Here is a 13,543-nt window from a genome sequence, read left to right on the forward strand (position 1 = left end):
TCGTCGGGCCCCTGGGTCAGGCGAACAGGGCGTCGCCCACGAACCCGCCCTCGGCGCAGCCGGGCGGGATCGCGAAGACCGCCGAGCCGACGGGCACGGTCCACAGGTTCAGGTGGTCCGACTCCGCGAGCCGGGCCTGGACGGGGACGAACTGTCGGTCCACGTCCGCCTGGTAGGCGGCGAAGATCAGGCCGGAGCCCGCCTCCAGCGCCCCGCGCGGGTCGTCGTAGTTGTAGCCGCGACGCAGCATCCCGTACTCGGGCTCCTCCCCGCGGGCCCGCCGCAGGTGCGCGATGTCCGAGATGACCGGGAAGCCCGTGGGGCCGACGGCGTCGAAGTCCGGCTCGTCGTGCTCCTGCTCCCCCGTGAGGGGGGCGCCGGTGCCGAGGCGACGGCCGATGACCTTCTCCTTGGCCGGGCGGTCGAGCTCGTCCCACGTGTCCATGAGCATCTCGATGCGCCGGATCACCACGGACGTGCCGTCCGGGATCCACGGGGTGACACCCACCTGCTCGGCGCCCACGCCCCACACCACGCGGTCGAGGTGCGGGGTGTCCGCCGCCGGGTTGCCGGTGCCGTCCACCTGCCCGAAGAGGTTGCGCATCGTGGTGCCGGTGGGGTGGGCGCCGCGGGCGGAGCGGAAGCCCTCCTGCACCCAGCGCTCGGTGGCGAACGGCCGGGCCGCCTTGAGGAGCATGCGCCGGGTGTGGGCCACGGACATCCGGTCGTCGCCGCAGATCTGCAGCAGCAGGTCGCCGTCGCTGAACGCGGGGTCCAGGCGGTCGATCTGCTCGAACGCCGGCAGCGGGCGCAGCCAGGCCGGGGCCCGGTCCGGGGCCACGCGGCGGACGAGCTCCGGGCCGAAGCCGAACGTCACGGTGAGCCGCGCGGGGGCGGCGGCGAGCTCCGGCTCGGTGTCGGCGATCGTGGCGCGGCCCTGGGTCAGACGCGCCGCGTCGTCGGTGAGCAGGCGCAGCATCCGCTCGATGCGCACCCGGTCCGCGTCCTCGCGCAGGTCGAGGGCGAGGAAGACGGCGTGGGCCTGGGCGGGGGTGTCGACGCCGGCCTGGCGCGGCCCGTGGAACGGCACGGTGTCCGTGCCCACGGGCGAGCTGACGGCCACCCGGGCGGCCTGGCCGCCGGGCTCGGCCCAGCCGGCCCGGCCGACGTCGCCCTCGATGCCGGTGTCGCCCATGACCTCGGAGGGCGAGGCCCCCGCCCCGGGCGCGGCGGACGCGCCCGGGGCGGTCGAGGCCGACGCGTGGCCGGCGCCGTAGCCGAGTGCCGTGCCCAGCAGGCCGCCGCCCACCGCGCCCGCCCCGAGGAGCAGGCCGCGGCGGGAGGGGCCCCCCGGGGCCGGGCGGGCGCCCTCGCGCCCGCCCGACCCGTGGTGGTCGTCCGGCCGGACGGCGGGGTCAGTGGTCGGCATGGTCCTCCGATTCGTGGGACTGGCCGCCGTGGTACGACTCGTTGGCGCCGGTGAAGGGCCGGACCACGGAGGTGACCTCGAGGGTGGAGCCGTCCTCCAGCTCGAGGTCGTAGGTCACGTCCTCACCCGGCTCGATCGGGTCGGTCAGGCCCATGAACATCACGTGGTTGCCGCCCGGGGCGAGCTCGAGGCTCCCGCCCGCGGGCACGGTGAAGCCGTCGGGGCTCTCCTGCATCACCATCTGGCCGTCCTCGCCGGAGACCATCTCGTGGAGCTCGACCGTCTCGCCCAGCTCCGAGCGGACGCCGACGATGTGCAGGTCCTGGTCCGAGGAGTTCTCGAGCATGCCGAAGGAGCCGGTCATGCCCTCCTCGGTGGCCTTCGTCCAGGGGTCGGTGATCGTGAGGCCGGCGGCCTGGCCGTCCGCGGTGGACGCGGCCGGCGAGGCATCCGAGGCCGGGGCGGCGTCCGTGGCCGGCGCGACGCTCGAGGCGTCCGACGCGCTCGGGGCGGAGCCGGCGTCGTCTCCGGCGCAGGCCGTCAGGCCGAGGGCGGCGACGGCGAGCACGGCGGCGGCGCCGAGGCGGCGAGGGGCGCGGGGAGAGGTGGTGGTCACGTCTGTGGGGTTCCTTGTCAGGCGGGCGCGCGACGACGCGCGGGGCGTTCGGGCGCGCGAGGGCGGGGCCGGCCCCCTCAGGGGGCCGACCGGGGATCGGAGGTCAGCGGCCGTCGTCGAGGTGGCCGAGCGCGCGGGCGCGGCGGCCCATCAGGAGGAAGGCCACGACGAGCACGGCCAGGCCGGCGATGCCGGCGACCCACACCCAGGCGGGCAGCGCGTCGGTGTCCGCGGGCTGCGCGGCGTCGGAGGCGTCCGCCTGCGCGGTCGCCTCGGCCGAGGCGGCGTCGCCCTGACCTGCCGCGGCCTCCGGGGAGGCGGCGGTCGAGGCCCCGGCGACGGCGGTGCCGCAGCCCTGGGGCGCGGTGCCGGCGGCCGGTGCGGCCGGGTCGTCCACCGCGAAGTCGAACGAGCGCTCCTCGGAGTGCCCGTCCGAGTAGACGACGCGGTAGGCGACCTCGTAGTCGCCGTTGGGCAGCCCCTCGCACAGCGGCGCGGAGAAGGTGGAGCCGTCCACGGTGCCGGCAGCGGACTGCCACTGATTGCCGTCGGCGTCGCGGACCTGCAGGAGGTTCTGGATGCCCTCGCCGTCGATCAGCTCGCCACTGAAGGTCAGGGAGACCTCCGACGGCGCCGTCGTGGCCGTCTCGCCGACTGCGGGGGCGGTCCGGATGAGCTCGTCGTGCGCGGCCGCGGGGGCGGCCCCGGCGACGACGAGGGCGGGCAGCAGGGTGAGTCCGGTGGCGGCGCGAGCGGCGCGGCGGACAGGGGTGGTCTGGTGATGCATGGTGGTGTCCTCACGGGTCTGCCGCGGTCCCGGACGGGAGTCGCGGGCGGACCGTTCCGAAGGGTCGTCGGGCGCGGTCGGGCCTCGAGACGCGGACGGAGCCGGCGTCCTCAGGCCGCGAGGGCGAACGGCGGGCCGCGCCGCCCCGGAGAGCTGAGGAGGGCGAGGGACGTCGCCGGACGGAGCGCCGGCGGGACGGGGACCCGGACGCGGGCCGGCGTCGGCAGGGGGCCGTGCGCGGCCGGCGGCGGGCAGACGGCGGCCACCACGCGTTCGGCGATGGTGAGCACGAGGGCCTCGCCGCGCCGCAGCACCAGCACGGTGAGGACCGCGGCGATCACATGGGCCGCGAGCATGCGCAGGTCGGTCAGGTGGCCGGTGGGGGCGCTGGACAGGGCCTCCCCCGGTGCCAGGAGGGCCCCGGTGCCGGGACGGGCGTGGCCGAGGTGGGCCGGGTCGACGCCGGCGGCAGGCGCCACGGCGGGCCCGCCGGCGGCGAGCCCGTAGAGCACGTGGAACAGCCCCTGGGCGATCGCGACGGCCGCGGCGGTGCGCCACAGCGAGAGGGCGCGGCCCGCCAGGGCGGTGCAGAGCGGGGCGGCGAGGACGGCCGCGAAGGCGACCACGCCGACCTCGGGGAACCCGTGACCGGGCTCGGCAGCGGTGTGGAACAGCGCGGCCAGGGCGGTCATCGCCAGGGCCCCGGCCCAGCCCCGGGCCAGACGGGCCGGTCCACGCACGACGCGCGGACGGGGGTCCTCGAGGCCGGACGGGGCCCACGGAGCGGCGGCGACGGCGCTGCGCATGCCACGACTCCTCTCCTCACGGCCCCGGTCCACGTCGGCCGGACGATCGTCCGCCCATCCTACGCGGCCGGAGACGACGACGGGCGCCCCACCCGAGGGTGGGACGCCCGTCCTGCGGCGTGGGTCCGGAGACGCGCGCCGCGGCCGGGATCACTCGGAGGCGGCGGCCTTGAGCTTGGAGCCGGCGGTCACCTTCACGGAGTGGCCGGCCGGGATGGTGATCTCCTCGCCGGTGCGCGGGTTGCGGCCGGTGCGCTCCTTGCGCTCGGTGCGCTCCACGGCCAGCCAGCCCGGGATCGAGACCTTCTCGCCCTTCTTGACCTGGGCGGTGAACACCTCGAAGAGGGCGTCCAGCACATCGCTGACGGCGGCCTGGGTGTTGCCGGAGCGCTCGGCGACGGCGGCGACGAGTTCCTTGCGGTTCATGGCCATGGGTCCTCCCTATGGGACGTCGGTTACGGTTCCCGGGCCGTTCGGACCGGGCTGCCAGTTGTGAACGTACCACCTCTCCGCGGGCGAATCGCCCCCTGAACCGCGAGAATCCGCGATTTCCCGTGACCCGGGCGGCCCTGATCCCCGAGGCACGACGACGGCGGCGCCCCTCCTGAGGAGGGACGCCGCCGTCGCGGTGGTGCCGAGCGCCCGGAGACCGGGCCTCAGGTCACCAGGAGGACTTGGTCACGCCGGGCAGCTCGCCACGGTGCGCCATGTCGCGGAAGCGCACGCGGGAGATGCCGAAGCGCTGGAAGGTGCCGCGGGGGCGACCGTCGATGGCGTCGCGGTTGCGCACGCGGACCGGGGAGGCGTCGCGGGGCAGCTTCTGCAGGCCCAGGCGGGCGGCCTCGCGGGCCTCGTCCGACGCGTTCGGGTCCACGAGGGTCTTGCGCAGCTCGAGACGCTTCTCGGCGTAACGGGCCACGATGGCCTTGCGCTGCTCGTTCTTGGCGATCTTGGACTTCTTGGCCATCTCAGCGCTCCTCTCGGAAGTCGACGTGCTTGCGGACCACCGGGTCGTACTTCTTCAGGGTGATGCGGTCCGGGTTGTTCCGGCGGTTCTTGCGGGTCACGTAGGTGAACCCGGTGCCGGCGGTGGACTTCAGCTTGATGATCGGACGAACGTCCTTGTCCTTGGCCATGTCAGAGCTTCACTCCCTTCGCGATCAGGTCCGCCACGACGGCGTCGATACCGCGCACGTCGATGGTCTTGATGCCCTTGGCGGACAGCGTCAGGGTGACGTTGCGGCGCAGGGAGGGGACCCAGTAGGTCTTCTTCTGGATGTTGGGGTCGAACCGGCGCTTGGTGCGACGGTGCGAGTGGGAGATGCTGTGGCCGAATCCCGGCCCAGCCCCGGTTACCTGGCAGTGAGCTGCCATGATCACTCCTCGTGGCAAGTAGTAGTAAAAGGACGGGCGGAACCCGCATGGCGGCGAGCCGCGGACCTGTCCGCGGACACCTGTTGTGAGCCCCGCCCCGGGTGTGGACACCGCACTCTTACTGCGACTTCTCGAAAAGGGGGACCAGGCTGGGTGAGAGCCAACCGAAGTTCCTTATGGGATCGCTGGTGTGGACGGTGAGCCCCGGTCCGTCCTGAGGACGTCCCGGGATCCGGTCTGCGGGAGCGCGTTGCTTTTCCGACCCGCCGCCCCCCGGTCACCTGACCGATGGAACGACGAGAACAACGCGGCGTGCGCCGTCCCACCTTACGCGAACCGTGGGCGTCGCTTCAACTCGACGGGGGGCGCCTGTGGTATGCGCACGGTCCTCGGCCCCCAGGGCCGCTCCGCTCGCCACGGCTCGGCGCGGCCACGGGCGCTGGGCCGGCCCACCCCTGCGGCGCGGATCAGGCGACCGACGCCCCCAGCAGCGAGCCCACCGCCAAGGTCAGGCCGAGCGCCAGGGCACCGCCGAGGACGACGCGCACGGCCGCCCGCAGCGCGGGCGCGTCGCCGAGCCGGGCCCCGACCCAGCCGGTCACAGCGAGGGCCACGAGGGTGACCCCGAACGTGAGCGGGATACGGAAGTCCACCGGCGCCAGGACGACCGTCAGGAAGGGCAGCAGCGCGCCCACGAGGAACGAGAGGAAGGAGGCCCCGGCGGCAGCCCAGGGGCTGACGACGTCCTCCTCCGCCATGCCCAGCTCCATGCGCAGATGCGCGGCGAGCGCGTCCTTCTCGGTGAGCTCCCGCGCAGCGGCCTCGGCCGTGGCCCGGCTCAGGCCGTCCGCCTCGTAGAGCTGCACGAGCTCCTCCAGCTCGCCCTCGGGATCCTCCTCGAGCTCGCGGCGCTCCTTGGCGATCAGCGACTTCTGCGAGTCGGAGGACGAGGAGACGGACACGTACTCGCCCAGCGCCATGGAGAAGGCGCCGCCGACCACGGCGGCGGCACCGGCCAGCAGGACCGGGGTGAGCGCCGTCGTCGCACCGGCGACTCCGACGACGGTGGCGGCGACGGACACGATGCCGTCGTTGGCGCCGAGCACGCCCGCGCGGAGCCAGTTGAGGCGGGCATGCACGCCTTCGGCGGCGTGCGGTTCGTCGGGACCGCCCGGCGGGACCTGATCGGCGAGGGGCGAGGACTGTTCAGACGTGTGCGACATGTCTCCATGGTCGCGGCGCGGGGCGGGGTGCGCCAGGCAGGTGAGGCGTTCCTTCGGACGGGGATGCCACGAGACTCGCTGGTGCTGTTGCCAGGATTGTTCAACAACAGCTACCGTCTCCCCAGCGCCTCGTGACGCCCGTCACCTCGCCTGGCGCCCTCGACGAAGGTGACCACCGTGTCCCACGCAGACATCCCCCACGCCGGACCGGACGGCTCGACCCCCTCGGGCACCGCGCCGAAGACCGACTCCCGCGCCGCGAGCGCCACCCGGCGCACCGCACTGCTCGGCGCCATGTTCCTCATGGCCACCTCGGCCATCGGCCCCGGCTTCATCACGCAGACCGCCACGTTCACCGTCCAGATGGGCGCCGCGTTCGCGTTCGCCATCCTGGTCTCGATCCTCATCGACGTCGCCGTCCAGATGAACGTGTGGCGCGTCATCGGCGTCTCCGGCATGCGCGCCCAGGAGCTGGCGAACCGCGTCCTGCCCGGCCTCGGCTGGGTCCTCGCCGCGCTCGTGTTCCTCGGCGGCATGGTCTTCAACATCGGCAACATCGCCGGCACCGGCCTCGGCGCGAACGCCATGCTCGGCGTCGACCCCCTGATCGGTGGCGGCGTCTCCGCGCTCATCGCGCTGTTGATCTTCCTCTCCAAGCGCGCCGGCGTGGCCCTGGACCGGATCGTGGTGGCGCTCGGCGCCGTCATGATCCTGCTGATGCTGTACGTGGCCATCACCTCCGCCCCGCCCGTGGGTGAGGCCCTGCGCCAGTCCGTGATGCCGGAGAAGGTCGACTTCTTCGTGATCGTCACCCTCGTGGGCGGCACCATCGGCGGCTACATCACCTACGCGGGCGCCCACCGCATGATCGACTCCGGAGTGAAGGGCGTGGACGACGTCCAGGACATCACCCGCAGCTCCGTGGCCTCGATCCTCGTGACCGGCCTGATGCGTGCCCTCCTGTTCCTGGCGATCCTCGGCGTCGTCGCCTCGGGCGCGGTCCTGTCCAAGGACAGCCTGGCCGCCTCCGCCTTCCAGGCCGCCGCCGGCGACATAGGGCTGCGCATGTTCGGCATCGTCCTGTGGGCCGCCGCCGTGACCTCCGTGATCGGCGCGTCGTACACCTCGATCAGCTTCGTCACCCGCTCCACCACGAGCGTCCGCACCCGCAACCTGCTGACCGTCGCGTTCATCGTGGTCTGCACCGCCCTCTACCTGGCCCTGCGCCAGGCCCCGCAGACGCTGCTCGTGTTCGCCGGCGCGTTCAACGGCATGATCCTGCCGGTCGGCTTCGCGGCCCTCCTCTACGTGGCCTGGCGCCGCCGCGACCTGCTGCACGGCTACCGCTACCCGGCGTGGCTGCTCGTGATGGGCGCGCTCGCGTGGCTCGTGTCCGTGTTCATCGCGGTGCGCGGGTTCGTCCCCATGGTCACGATGATCACCGGTGCCTGAGATGACCACGACGACGCCGCTGCCGCCGCTGGACGGCGCCACGACCCCCGCGCAGGCCCGCGAGCGCTTCCGCGCGGGGCTCGTGCGGCCGACCTCGGGGATCGCCGACGGCTACGCCCAGGCGAACCTCGTCTCGATCCCGCAGGACCACGCCTACGACGTCCTGCTCTTCGCCCAGCGCAACCCCCAGGCCCTGCCGCTGCTCGGCGTGTTCGAGGCCGGCGAGGTCAACGGCCCCGCACTGGACGGCGACGTCCGCACGGACGTGCCGCAGTACGTGGTGTACCGCGACGGCGTCGAGACGGACCGCCCCACGGATCTGCTCGACGTGTGGCGGGACGACCTCGTGACGTTCGTGATCGGCTGCTCGTTCACCTTCGAGTCCGCCCTGGTGGCCGAGGGCATCCGGATGGCCCACCAGGACGCCGGCGTGAACGTGCCGATGTACCGCACCACGCGGCGCTGCGCCTCGGCGGGCCGCCTCTCGGGCCCGCTCGTGGTCTCGATGCGCCCCCTCCCCGCCGACCGCGTGGCCGACGCCGTGCGCATCACCTCCCGCTACCCCGCGGTGCACGGCGCGCCCGTGCACGTGGGCGACCCGGCCGGCCTCGGGATCACGGACCTGTCGGCACCGGACTTCGGCGACGCCGTCGAGGTCCCGCAGGGCCACCTGCCCGTGTTCTGGGCGTGCGGGGTGACGCCGCAGGCGGCGATCATGGAGTCCCGCCCGCCGCTGGCCATCACGCACGCGCCCGGGCACATGCTCATCACGGACCTGCCGGACCGGATGTTCCAGGTCCCGTGACCGTCCGGGCCCGGGGAGGCGGTCAGTCCCCCACGGCGGCGAGGTGCGCCAGGACGAACTGCTCCGCCTCGTCCAGGTAGTCGCCGAACACGGCGTGCACCGCGGGGAGGTCGCCGGCCAGCAGCCGCTCCACGATCCACCGGTTGCGGTCCGCGAACTGCACGTGCAGGCGCGTCTGCTCGTCCATGGGATGGAACGCCAGGCGCACGCGGGCCTGCACCGACGCCATGAGCCGCGTGAGCTCGGGAGCGCCGGCCAGGTCCACGATGCCGACGTGGACGCGATGGTTGGCGTCGCCCAGGACCCGCGCGGGGGTGTCCGGGCCGCCCGAGAGCAGGTCCTGGGCACAGCGCAGCTGGCGGGCCGCGCCGGGGGTGAGCTCGCCGTGTTCGAGGGCGCCGAGCTGGATCACCCGACGCGTGCGGTACAGCCCGCGCACGTCCTCCGGACCGGGCGCCGCCACGAACACCCCGCGGTGCGGCCGGCGCTCCACGAGGCCCTCCGAGGCCAGCATGGTGAACGCCTCGCGCAGGCTGTTGCGGCTGACCTGGAGCTCGGCGGCCAGCGCCACCTCTCCCAGCCGCTCCCCCGGCACGAGCCCGGCCGCCGCGATCCGCTGCCGCAGCTGTGCGGCCGCGGCCACGGGGGCCGGAGCCGGGGCGGACTCCCCGTCACCGGCGCCGGGCGCGAGGTCGTCCCCGGTGACACCGTCGCGCGTCGGCACCCTCACGCCCCCAGCCGGGAGATCGCCTGGCCGCGCGTCACCGAGGCCGGGGTCTCGGCCACGAGGAGCTGGATCCGGCCCGCACGCGGGGCACGGATCGGCGTCTCCATCTTCATCGCCTCCACGATCGCGACCGTGTCACCCTCGGCCACCTCGGCGCCGTCCTCGACCTTCCACGAGGCCAGGGTGCCGGTGACCGGCGAGGCCACGGCGCCGTCGTCGTCGGGCTTCCCGGCGCCCGCGGCGTCAGCCGGGGCCGCGGCACCCGCACCGCCGCCGCCGAGGAGGGCCGCGTAGAGATCCGCGGGCAGGCCCAGGCGCACGGCGCGGCCGTCCAGCTCCACGGTGACGGAGGTGCGGCCGCCCGCGGGAACCTCGGCGCCCAGGTAGGGGGACTCGGCCAGCGGCTCGGCGAACTCGGACTCGATCCACGTGGTGTAGACGCCGAGGCGGTCCCCCGAGGTGAAGGCGTCCTGCTCGAGCACGGCGCGGTGGAACGGCACCACGGTGGGCACGCCGTCGATGCGCAGCTCGGCCAGGGCGTCGCGGGCGCGGGCGATGGCCTGGGCGCGGTCCTCGCCCCACACGATGAGCTTGGCGAGCAGGGAGTCGTACTCCCCCGGCACCACGGAGCCGGTGCGGACGCCCGAGTCCATGCGGACCCCGGGGCCGGTGGGGGCCTCGAACGCGTCGATCGGGCCGGGCACGGGCAGGAAGCCGTACGCCGGGTCCTCGGCGTTGAGGCGGAACTCGAGGGCGTGGCCGCGCGGGGTCGGGTCCTCGGGGATGCTCAGCAGCTCACCGGCGGCGATGCGGAACTGCTCGCGCACCAGGTCCACGCCGAAGACCTCCTCGGTCACGGGGTGCTCCACCTGCAGGCGGGTGTTGACCTCCAGGAAGCTGATGAGGCCGTCCGGGGCCACGAGGTACTCGACCGTGCCGGCCCCGGTGTACCCGGCGGCGCGGCAGATCTCGCGGGCGGAGGTGTGGATGCGCTCGCGCTGCTCGTCCGTGAGGAACGGCGCCGGGGCCTCCTCCACGAGCTTCTGGTTGCGGCGCTGCAGGGAGCAGTCGCGGGTGCCGAGCACGGCCACGTGGCCGTGCTCGTCGGCGAGGACCTGGGCCTCCACGTGGCGGGGGCGGTCCAGGAAGCGCTCCACGAAGCACTCGCCGCGCCCGAACGCGGCCACGGCCTCGCGGACGGTCGCCTCGAACGCGTCCTCGACGTCGCCGAGCTCACGCACCACGCGGATGCCGCGGCCGCCGCCGCCGAAGGCCGCCTTGATGGCGATCGGCAGGCCGTGCTCCTCGGCGAACGCGCGCGCGGCGGCGGCGTCCGGCACGGGGCCGTCCGAACCCGGCACGAGCGGGGCGCCCGCCTGCTGGGCGAGGGAGCGGGCGGTGATCTTGTCGCCGAGGGCGCGGATGGCGTCCGGCGACGGGCCGATCCAGGTCATCCCGGCGTCGATCACGGCCTGCGCGAAGTCGGCGTTCTCGGAGAGGAAGCCGTAGCCCGGGTGCACGGCGTCGGCGCCGGCGCGGCGGGCGACGTCGAGGACCGCGTCGATCTTCAGGTAGGTGTCCGCCGAGGACGCGCCCGGCAGGTGGAAGGCCTCGTCCGCGACGGCCACGTGCAGGGCGTCGGCGTCCGGATCCGAGTAGACGGCGATCGAGGCGATGCCGTGGTCGCGGGCGGCGCGGGCCACGCGCACGGCGATCTCGCCGCGGTTGGCGATGAGCACCCGCGTGACGGGGCGGGCGGCGGGGGTGGTGGTCATGCGGGGGTCTCCTCGGAGGGCGATGCGGAGTCGACGACGGTCTCGGCGCCGGGGCGGGGATGGGGGACGAAGCGGACGCGGGCGCCCGGCGGCAGCTGGGCCGCCAGGCTGAGGTCCGCGCGGGCCACGACGCCGATCACCGGGTAGCCGCCGGTGACCGGATGGTCGGAGAGGAACAGGACGGGCTCACCCGAGGGCGGCACCTGCAGCGCGCCGCGCACGGCGCCCTCGGACTTCAGCTCACCTTCGCGCACGCGCTCGAGCGGTGCGCCGTCGTCGGGGGCCGTGAGGCGCACCCCGATCCGGTCGGTCTGCTGGCTCACGTCCCAGTCCTGCGTGAACAGCCGCTCCAGGCCCGCCTCGCCGAACCAGTCGTCGCGGGGGCCGGGGACCACGCGCAGCACGGCCACCTGGCCGGGCGCGGGCATGGGGCGCAGCGAGGTCTCCGGGTCCCCCACCATCACGACGCCGGCCTCCTCCGAGGCGGGGGCGCCGGCGGCGGTCGGTCTCGCGGCGGAGGCGCCGGCGGCGCCCCTCGCATCCGGGCCGACGCGGCGGGCGAGGCGGTCCCCCGCCGTCAGCGGGGCGGGGCCGAGCCCGGACAGGGTGTCGGTCGAGCGGCTGCCGAGCACGGGCGGCACGTCGATCCCGCCCCGGAGGCCCACGTACACGCGCAGGCCGCCGACCGGCTCGTCCACCGTCAGCGTCTGGCCGTCCAGCACGACGAACGGGCTGCGGGCGGGCACCCGTCGCGCGGCGCCGTCGGCCGCGGTGATCGTCCCGCCGGCCTCGGCGCCGGCCAGGGCCATCACCTGGTGGCCGTGCGCAGCGAGGGTGAGGCCGCCCAGGACGGTCTCCAGCACCGCCTCGCGTGAGCGGTTGCCCACGAGCCGGTTCGCCTGGCGTGCCGCGTCCCGGTCGGCCGCGCCGGACGCGACGACGCCGAGGTCGCCCAGGCCCGGGCGGCCCAGGTCCTGGACCAGGGTCAGGAGCCCCGGGTCCACGACGGTGACGCCGCGGCGGCCGGCCACGGACGGGAGGCCGGCCGCGGCGTCGGCGGGCGGGGTGGCGTCGACCGCCGCGTCCGTGCCGGAGGTGACGGACGCCGTCGGGCGCACGGGGACGTAGCGGACACGGTCGCCGGGCTGCAGCAGGGCGGGCTGCTCGCGGCCGAGGTCCCACAGGGCCGCGGTGGTGTGCCCGAGCAGCTGCCAGCCGCCGGGCGAGGTGCGCGGGTAGACGGCGGAGAAGGCCCCGGCGACGGCGACGGCGCCCGCGGGGACGGCCGTGCGGGGCGAGCTGCGGCGGGGCGCCTCGAACGGGGCCGCTTCGGAGGCGCAGTACATGAACCCCGGCGCGAAGCCGCCGAACGCGGCGAACCAGTCGGCCTCGCTGTGGGCCCGGATGACGCCGTCGACGCCGAGCCCGGTGAGCCGGCCGACCTCGGCGAGATCTTCGCCGTCGTAGACCACGGGGATCTCGACGATCCGACCCCCCGTCACCTCACCGGCGTCGGGGGTGAGAGTGCTGACCCGCGGTGCGGCGTGCTCGGCGGCGGCCTGCGAGGTGAAGGTCACCAGGACGGTCGCGGCGGCGGCCATGACCTGGCGCTGGCCGCGCTCCGGGTGGGCCGTGAGGTGGGCGTGGACGGCCATGACGTCCTCGAGCGAGGCGCACTCGACGAGGAAGCCCTGGGTGCCGACCCAGCGGATCGGGCGGGCCGGCGGCTCGGCGGCGGGGTGATGTGGGGCGCTCATGCGAAGGCCTTGATGGACACGCCCGCGCCCTCGAGCGCGCGGCGCACGGCCGCGGCCATGGCCACGGCGCCGGGCGTGTCGCCGTGCAGGCAGATGCTCTCGGCGTCGACGCGCACGTCCGTGCCGTCCACCGCCGCGACGACGCCCTCGGTGGCCAGGCGCACCATGCGGGCGGCGACGTCGTCCTCGTCGTGGAGGACCGCGCCGGGCTCGCGGCGGGAGACGAGCGTGCCGTCCGGGTTGTAGCCGCGGTCCGCGAAGGCCTCGGCGACGCCGCGCAGCCCCGCGGCGGCCGCCTTGTCCAGGGCGACGGAGCCGGGCAGGAGCAGCAACGGGAGGTCGGAGCCGAACGCCCTGACGCCGTCGACGACGGCCTGGGCGTGCGCCTCGTGACGGACGATCGTGTTGTAGAGGGCGCCGTGCGGCTTCACGTAGCGGACCTGGCCGCCGGCCGCGCGGGCGAGCGCGTCGAGGGCGCCGATCTGGTAGAGGACGTCATCGGCCAGCTCGGTGGGCGTGCAGTCCAGGAAGCGGCGGCCGAATCCGGCGAGGTCGCGGTAGCCCACGTGCGCGCCGATCGTGACGCCGGCGGCGACCGCGTCACGGCAGGTCTGGGCGATCCCCGAGGGATCGCCCGCGTGGAAGCCGCACGCGACGTTGGCGGAGGAGACGGAGGGCATGATGGCGGCGTCGTCCCCCATCGTCCACGAGCCGAAGGACTCGCCGACGTCGGAGTTCAGGTCGATCTGCGGCGCGTGAGACACAGTGCAGTCCTCTCGGATCGGGCCCGGC

The 13,543-nt window shown here is 74.9% G+C and carries 15 protein-coding genes; 2 read left to right on the forward strand and 13 right to left on the reverse strand.

Annotated features, from left to right (window positions below; translation table 11 throughout):
• Nucleotides 1-16 precede the first annotated feature (16 nt).
• From B1A86_RS09485 to B1A86_RS09525, 9 genes are all read right to left on the reverse strand, one after another.
• A complete protein-coding gene (locus tag B1A86_RS09485; protein WP_061873115.1) occupies nucleotides 17-1,429 on the reverse strand; it encodes a Dyp-type peroxidase in 1,413 nt (470 codons plus the stop codon).
• Nucleotides 1,416-2,045, reverse strand: a complete 630-nt coding sequence (locus B1A86_RS09490; RefSeq protein ID WP_078025516.1) for a copper chaperone PCu(A)C — start codon at nucleotides 2,043-2,045, stop codon at nucleotides 1,416-1,418. The genes B1A86_RS09485 and B1A86_RS09490 overlap by 14 nt, the downstream gene beginning before the upstream one ends.
• Before the next feature lie 103 nt (nucleotides 2,046-2,148).
• Entirely contained in the window at nucleotides 2,149-2,832 is a 684-nt protein-coding gene (locus tag B1A86_RS09495; protein WP_078025515.1) for a copper resistance CopC family protein, read from the reverse strand.
• 110 nt (nucleotides 2,833-2,942) lie between these two features.
• Nucleotides 2,943-3,638, reverse strand: coding sequence for a hypothetical protein (locus tag B1A86_RS09500; protein ID WP_078025514.1), 696 nt, complete (start codon nucleotides 3,636-3,638; stop codon nucleotides 2,943-2,945).
• A gap of 150 nt (nucleotides 3,639-3,788) precedes the next feature.
• The gene (locus B1A86_RS09505; protein ID WP_002858339.1) at nucleotides 3,789-4,070 is read right to left on the reverse strand and encodes an HU family DNA-binding protein; all 282 of its coding nucleotides are present in this window, start codon (nucleotides 4,068-4,070) and stop codon (nucleotides 3,789-3,791) included.
• A 229-nt stretch (nucleotides 4,071-4,299) separates the two neighbouring features.
• Nucleotides 4,300-4,605 (reverse strand): 30S ribosomal protein S14, encoded by a 306-nt coding sequence (gene rpsN / locus B1A86_RS09510; RefSeq protein WP_002858338.1) that lies wholly within the window; start codon nucleotides 4,603-4,605, stop codon nucleotides 4,300-4,302.
• A gap of 1 nt (nucleotide 4,606) precedes the next feature.
• Nucleotides 4,607-4,774, reverse strand: a complete 168-nt coding sequence (rpmG, locus tag B1A86_RS09515; protein WP_002858336.1) for a 50S ribosomal protein L33 — start codon at nucleotides 4,772-4,774, stop codon at nucleotides 4,607-4,609.
• Nucleotide 4,775: 1 nt separating this feature from the next.
• Nucleotides 4,776-5,012 (reverse strand): 50S ribosomal protein L28, encoded by a 237-nt coding sequence (gene rpmB / locus B1A86_RS09520; protein ID WP_002858335.1) that lies wholly within the window; start codon nucleotides 5,010-5,012, stop codon nucleotides 4,776-4,778.
• 467 nt (nucleotides 5,013-5,479) lie between these two features.
• Nucleotides 5,480-6,235 carry a VIT1/CCC1 transporter family protein gene (locus B1A86_RS09525; protein WP_078025513.1) on the reverse strand — a complete coding sequence of 252 codons (756 nt, stop codon included), beginning with the start codon at nucleotides 6,233-6,235 and terminating at the stop codon, nucleotides 5,480-5,482.
• Between the two features lie 168 nt (nucleotides 6,236-6,403).
• Between B1A86_RS09525 and B1A86_RS09530 the strand changes: the two genes are divergently transcribed.
• Nucleotides 6,404-7,687: an NRAMP family divalent metal transporter gene (locus B1A86_RS09530; protein ID WP_078025512.1), complete on the forward strand. Its 1,284-nt coding sequence runs from the start codon at nucleotides 6,404-6,406 to the stop codon at nucleotides 7,685-7,687.
• Entirely contained in the window at nucleotides 7,680-8,492 is an 813-nt protein-coding gene (locus B1A86_RS09535) for a putative hydro-lyase (protein ID WP_036339768.1), read from the forward strand. Before B1A86_RS09530 ends, B1A86_RS09535 begins: the two co-directional genes overlap by 8 nt.
• A 22-nt stretch (nucleotides 8,493-8,514) precedes the next feature.
• On the opposite strand, the gene B1A86_RS09540 is transcribed toward B1A86_RS09535, so the two are convergent.
• The 4 genes from B1A86_RS09540 to B1A86_RS09555 are packed head-to-tail and all read right to left on the reverse strand — an operon-like array spanning nucleotide 8,515 to nucleotide 13,515.
• Nucleotides 8,515-9,222 (reverse strand): GntR family transcriptional regulator, encoded by a 708-nt coding sequence (locus B1A86_RS09540; RefSeq protein WP_078025511.1) that lies wholly within the window; start codon nucleotides 9,220-9,222, stop codon nucleotides 8,515-8,517.
• The gene (locus B1A86_RS09545) at nucleotides 9,219-10,994 is read right to left on the reverse strand and encodes a biotin carboxylase N-terminal domain-containing protein (RefSeq protein ID WP_078025510.1); all 1,776 of its coding nucleotides are present in this window, start codon (nucleotides 10,992-10,994) and stop codon (nucleotides 9,219-9,221) included. The genes B1A86_RS09540 and B1A86_RS09545 overlap by 4 nt, the downstream gene beginning before the upstream one ends.
• Nucleotides 10,991-12,751, reverse strand: a complete 1,761-nt coding sequence (locus B1A86_RS09550) for a carboxyltransferase domain-containing protein (protein ID WP_138976814.1) — start codon at nucleotides 12,749-12,751, stop codon at nucleotides 10,991-10,993. Before B1A86_RS09550 ends, B1A86_RS09545 begins: the two co-directional genes overlap by 4 nt.
• Entirely contained in the window at nucleotides 12,748-13,515 is a 768-nt protein-coding gene (locus B1A86_RS09555; protein WP_078025507.1) for a LamB/YcsF family protein, read from the reverse strand. Before B1A86_RS09555 ends, B1A86_RS09550 begins: the two co-directional genes overlap by 4 nt.
• Nucleotides 13,516-13,543 lie beyond the last annotated feature (28 nt).

This window comes from Micrococcus sp. KBS0714, from assembly GCF_002008305.4.
Classification (GTDB): Bacteria; Actinomycetota; Actinomycetes; order Actinomycetales; family Micrococcaceae; genus Micrococcus; species Micrococcus luteus.

Coding starts and splice junctions, on each gene's coding strand:
- B1A86_RS09545 (WP_078025510.1), bottom strand. CDS start 10,994: ATGACCACCACCCCCGCCGCCCGCCCCGTCACGCGGGTGCTCATCGCC.
- B1A86_RS09500 (WP_078025514.1), bottom strand. CDS start 3,638: ATGCGCAGCGCCGTCGCCGCCGCTCCGTGGGCCCCGTCCGGCCTCGAG.
- B1A86_RS09485 (WP_061873115.1), bottom strand. CDS start 1,429: ATGCCGACCACTGACCCCGCCGTCCGGCCGGACGACCACCACGGGTCG.
- B1A86_RS09495 (WP_078025515.1), bottom strand. CDS start 2,832: ATGCATCACCAGACCACCCCTGTCCGCCGCGCCGCTCGCGCCGCCACC.
- rpsN (WP_002858338.1), bottom strand. CDS start 4,605: ATGGCCAAGAAGTCCAAGATCGCCAAGAACGAGCAGCGCAAGGCCATC.
- rpmB (WP_002858335.1), bottom strand. CDS start 5,012: ATGGCAGCTCACTGCCAGGTAACCGGGGCTGGGCCGGGATTCGGCCAC.
- rpmG (WP_002858336.1), bottom strand. CDS start 4,774: ATGGCCAAGGACAAGGACGTTCGTCCGATCATCAAGCTGAAGTCCACC.
- B1A86_RS09550 (WP_138976814.1), bottom strand. CDS start 12,751: ATGAGCGCCCCACATCACCCCGCCGCCGAGCCGCCGGCCCGCCCGATC.
- B1A86_RS09525 (WP_078025513.1), bottom strand. CDS start 6,235: ATGTCGCACACGTCTGAACAGTCCTCGCCCCTCGCCGATCAGGTCCCG.
- B1A86_RS09505 (WP_002858339.1), bottom strand. CDS start 4,070: ATGGCCATGAACCGCAAGGAACTCGTCGCCGCCGTCGCCGAGCGCTCC.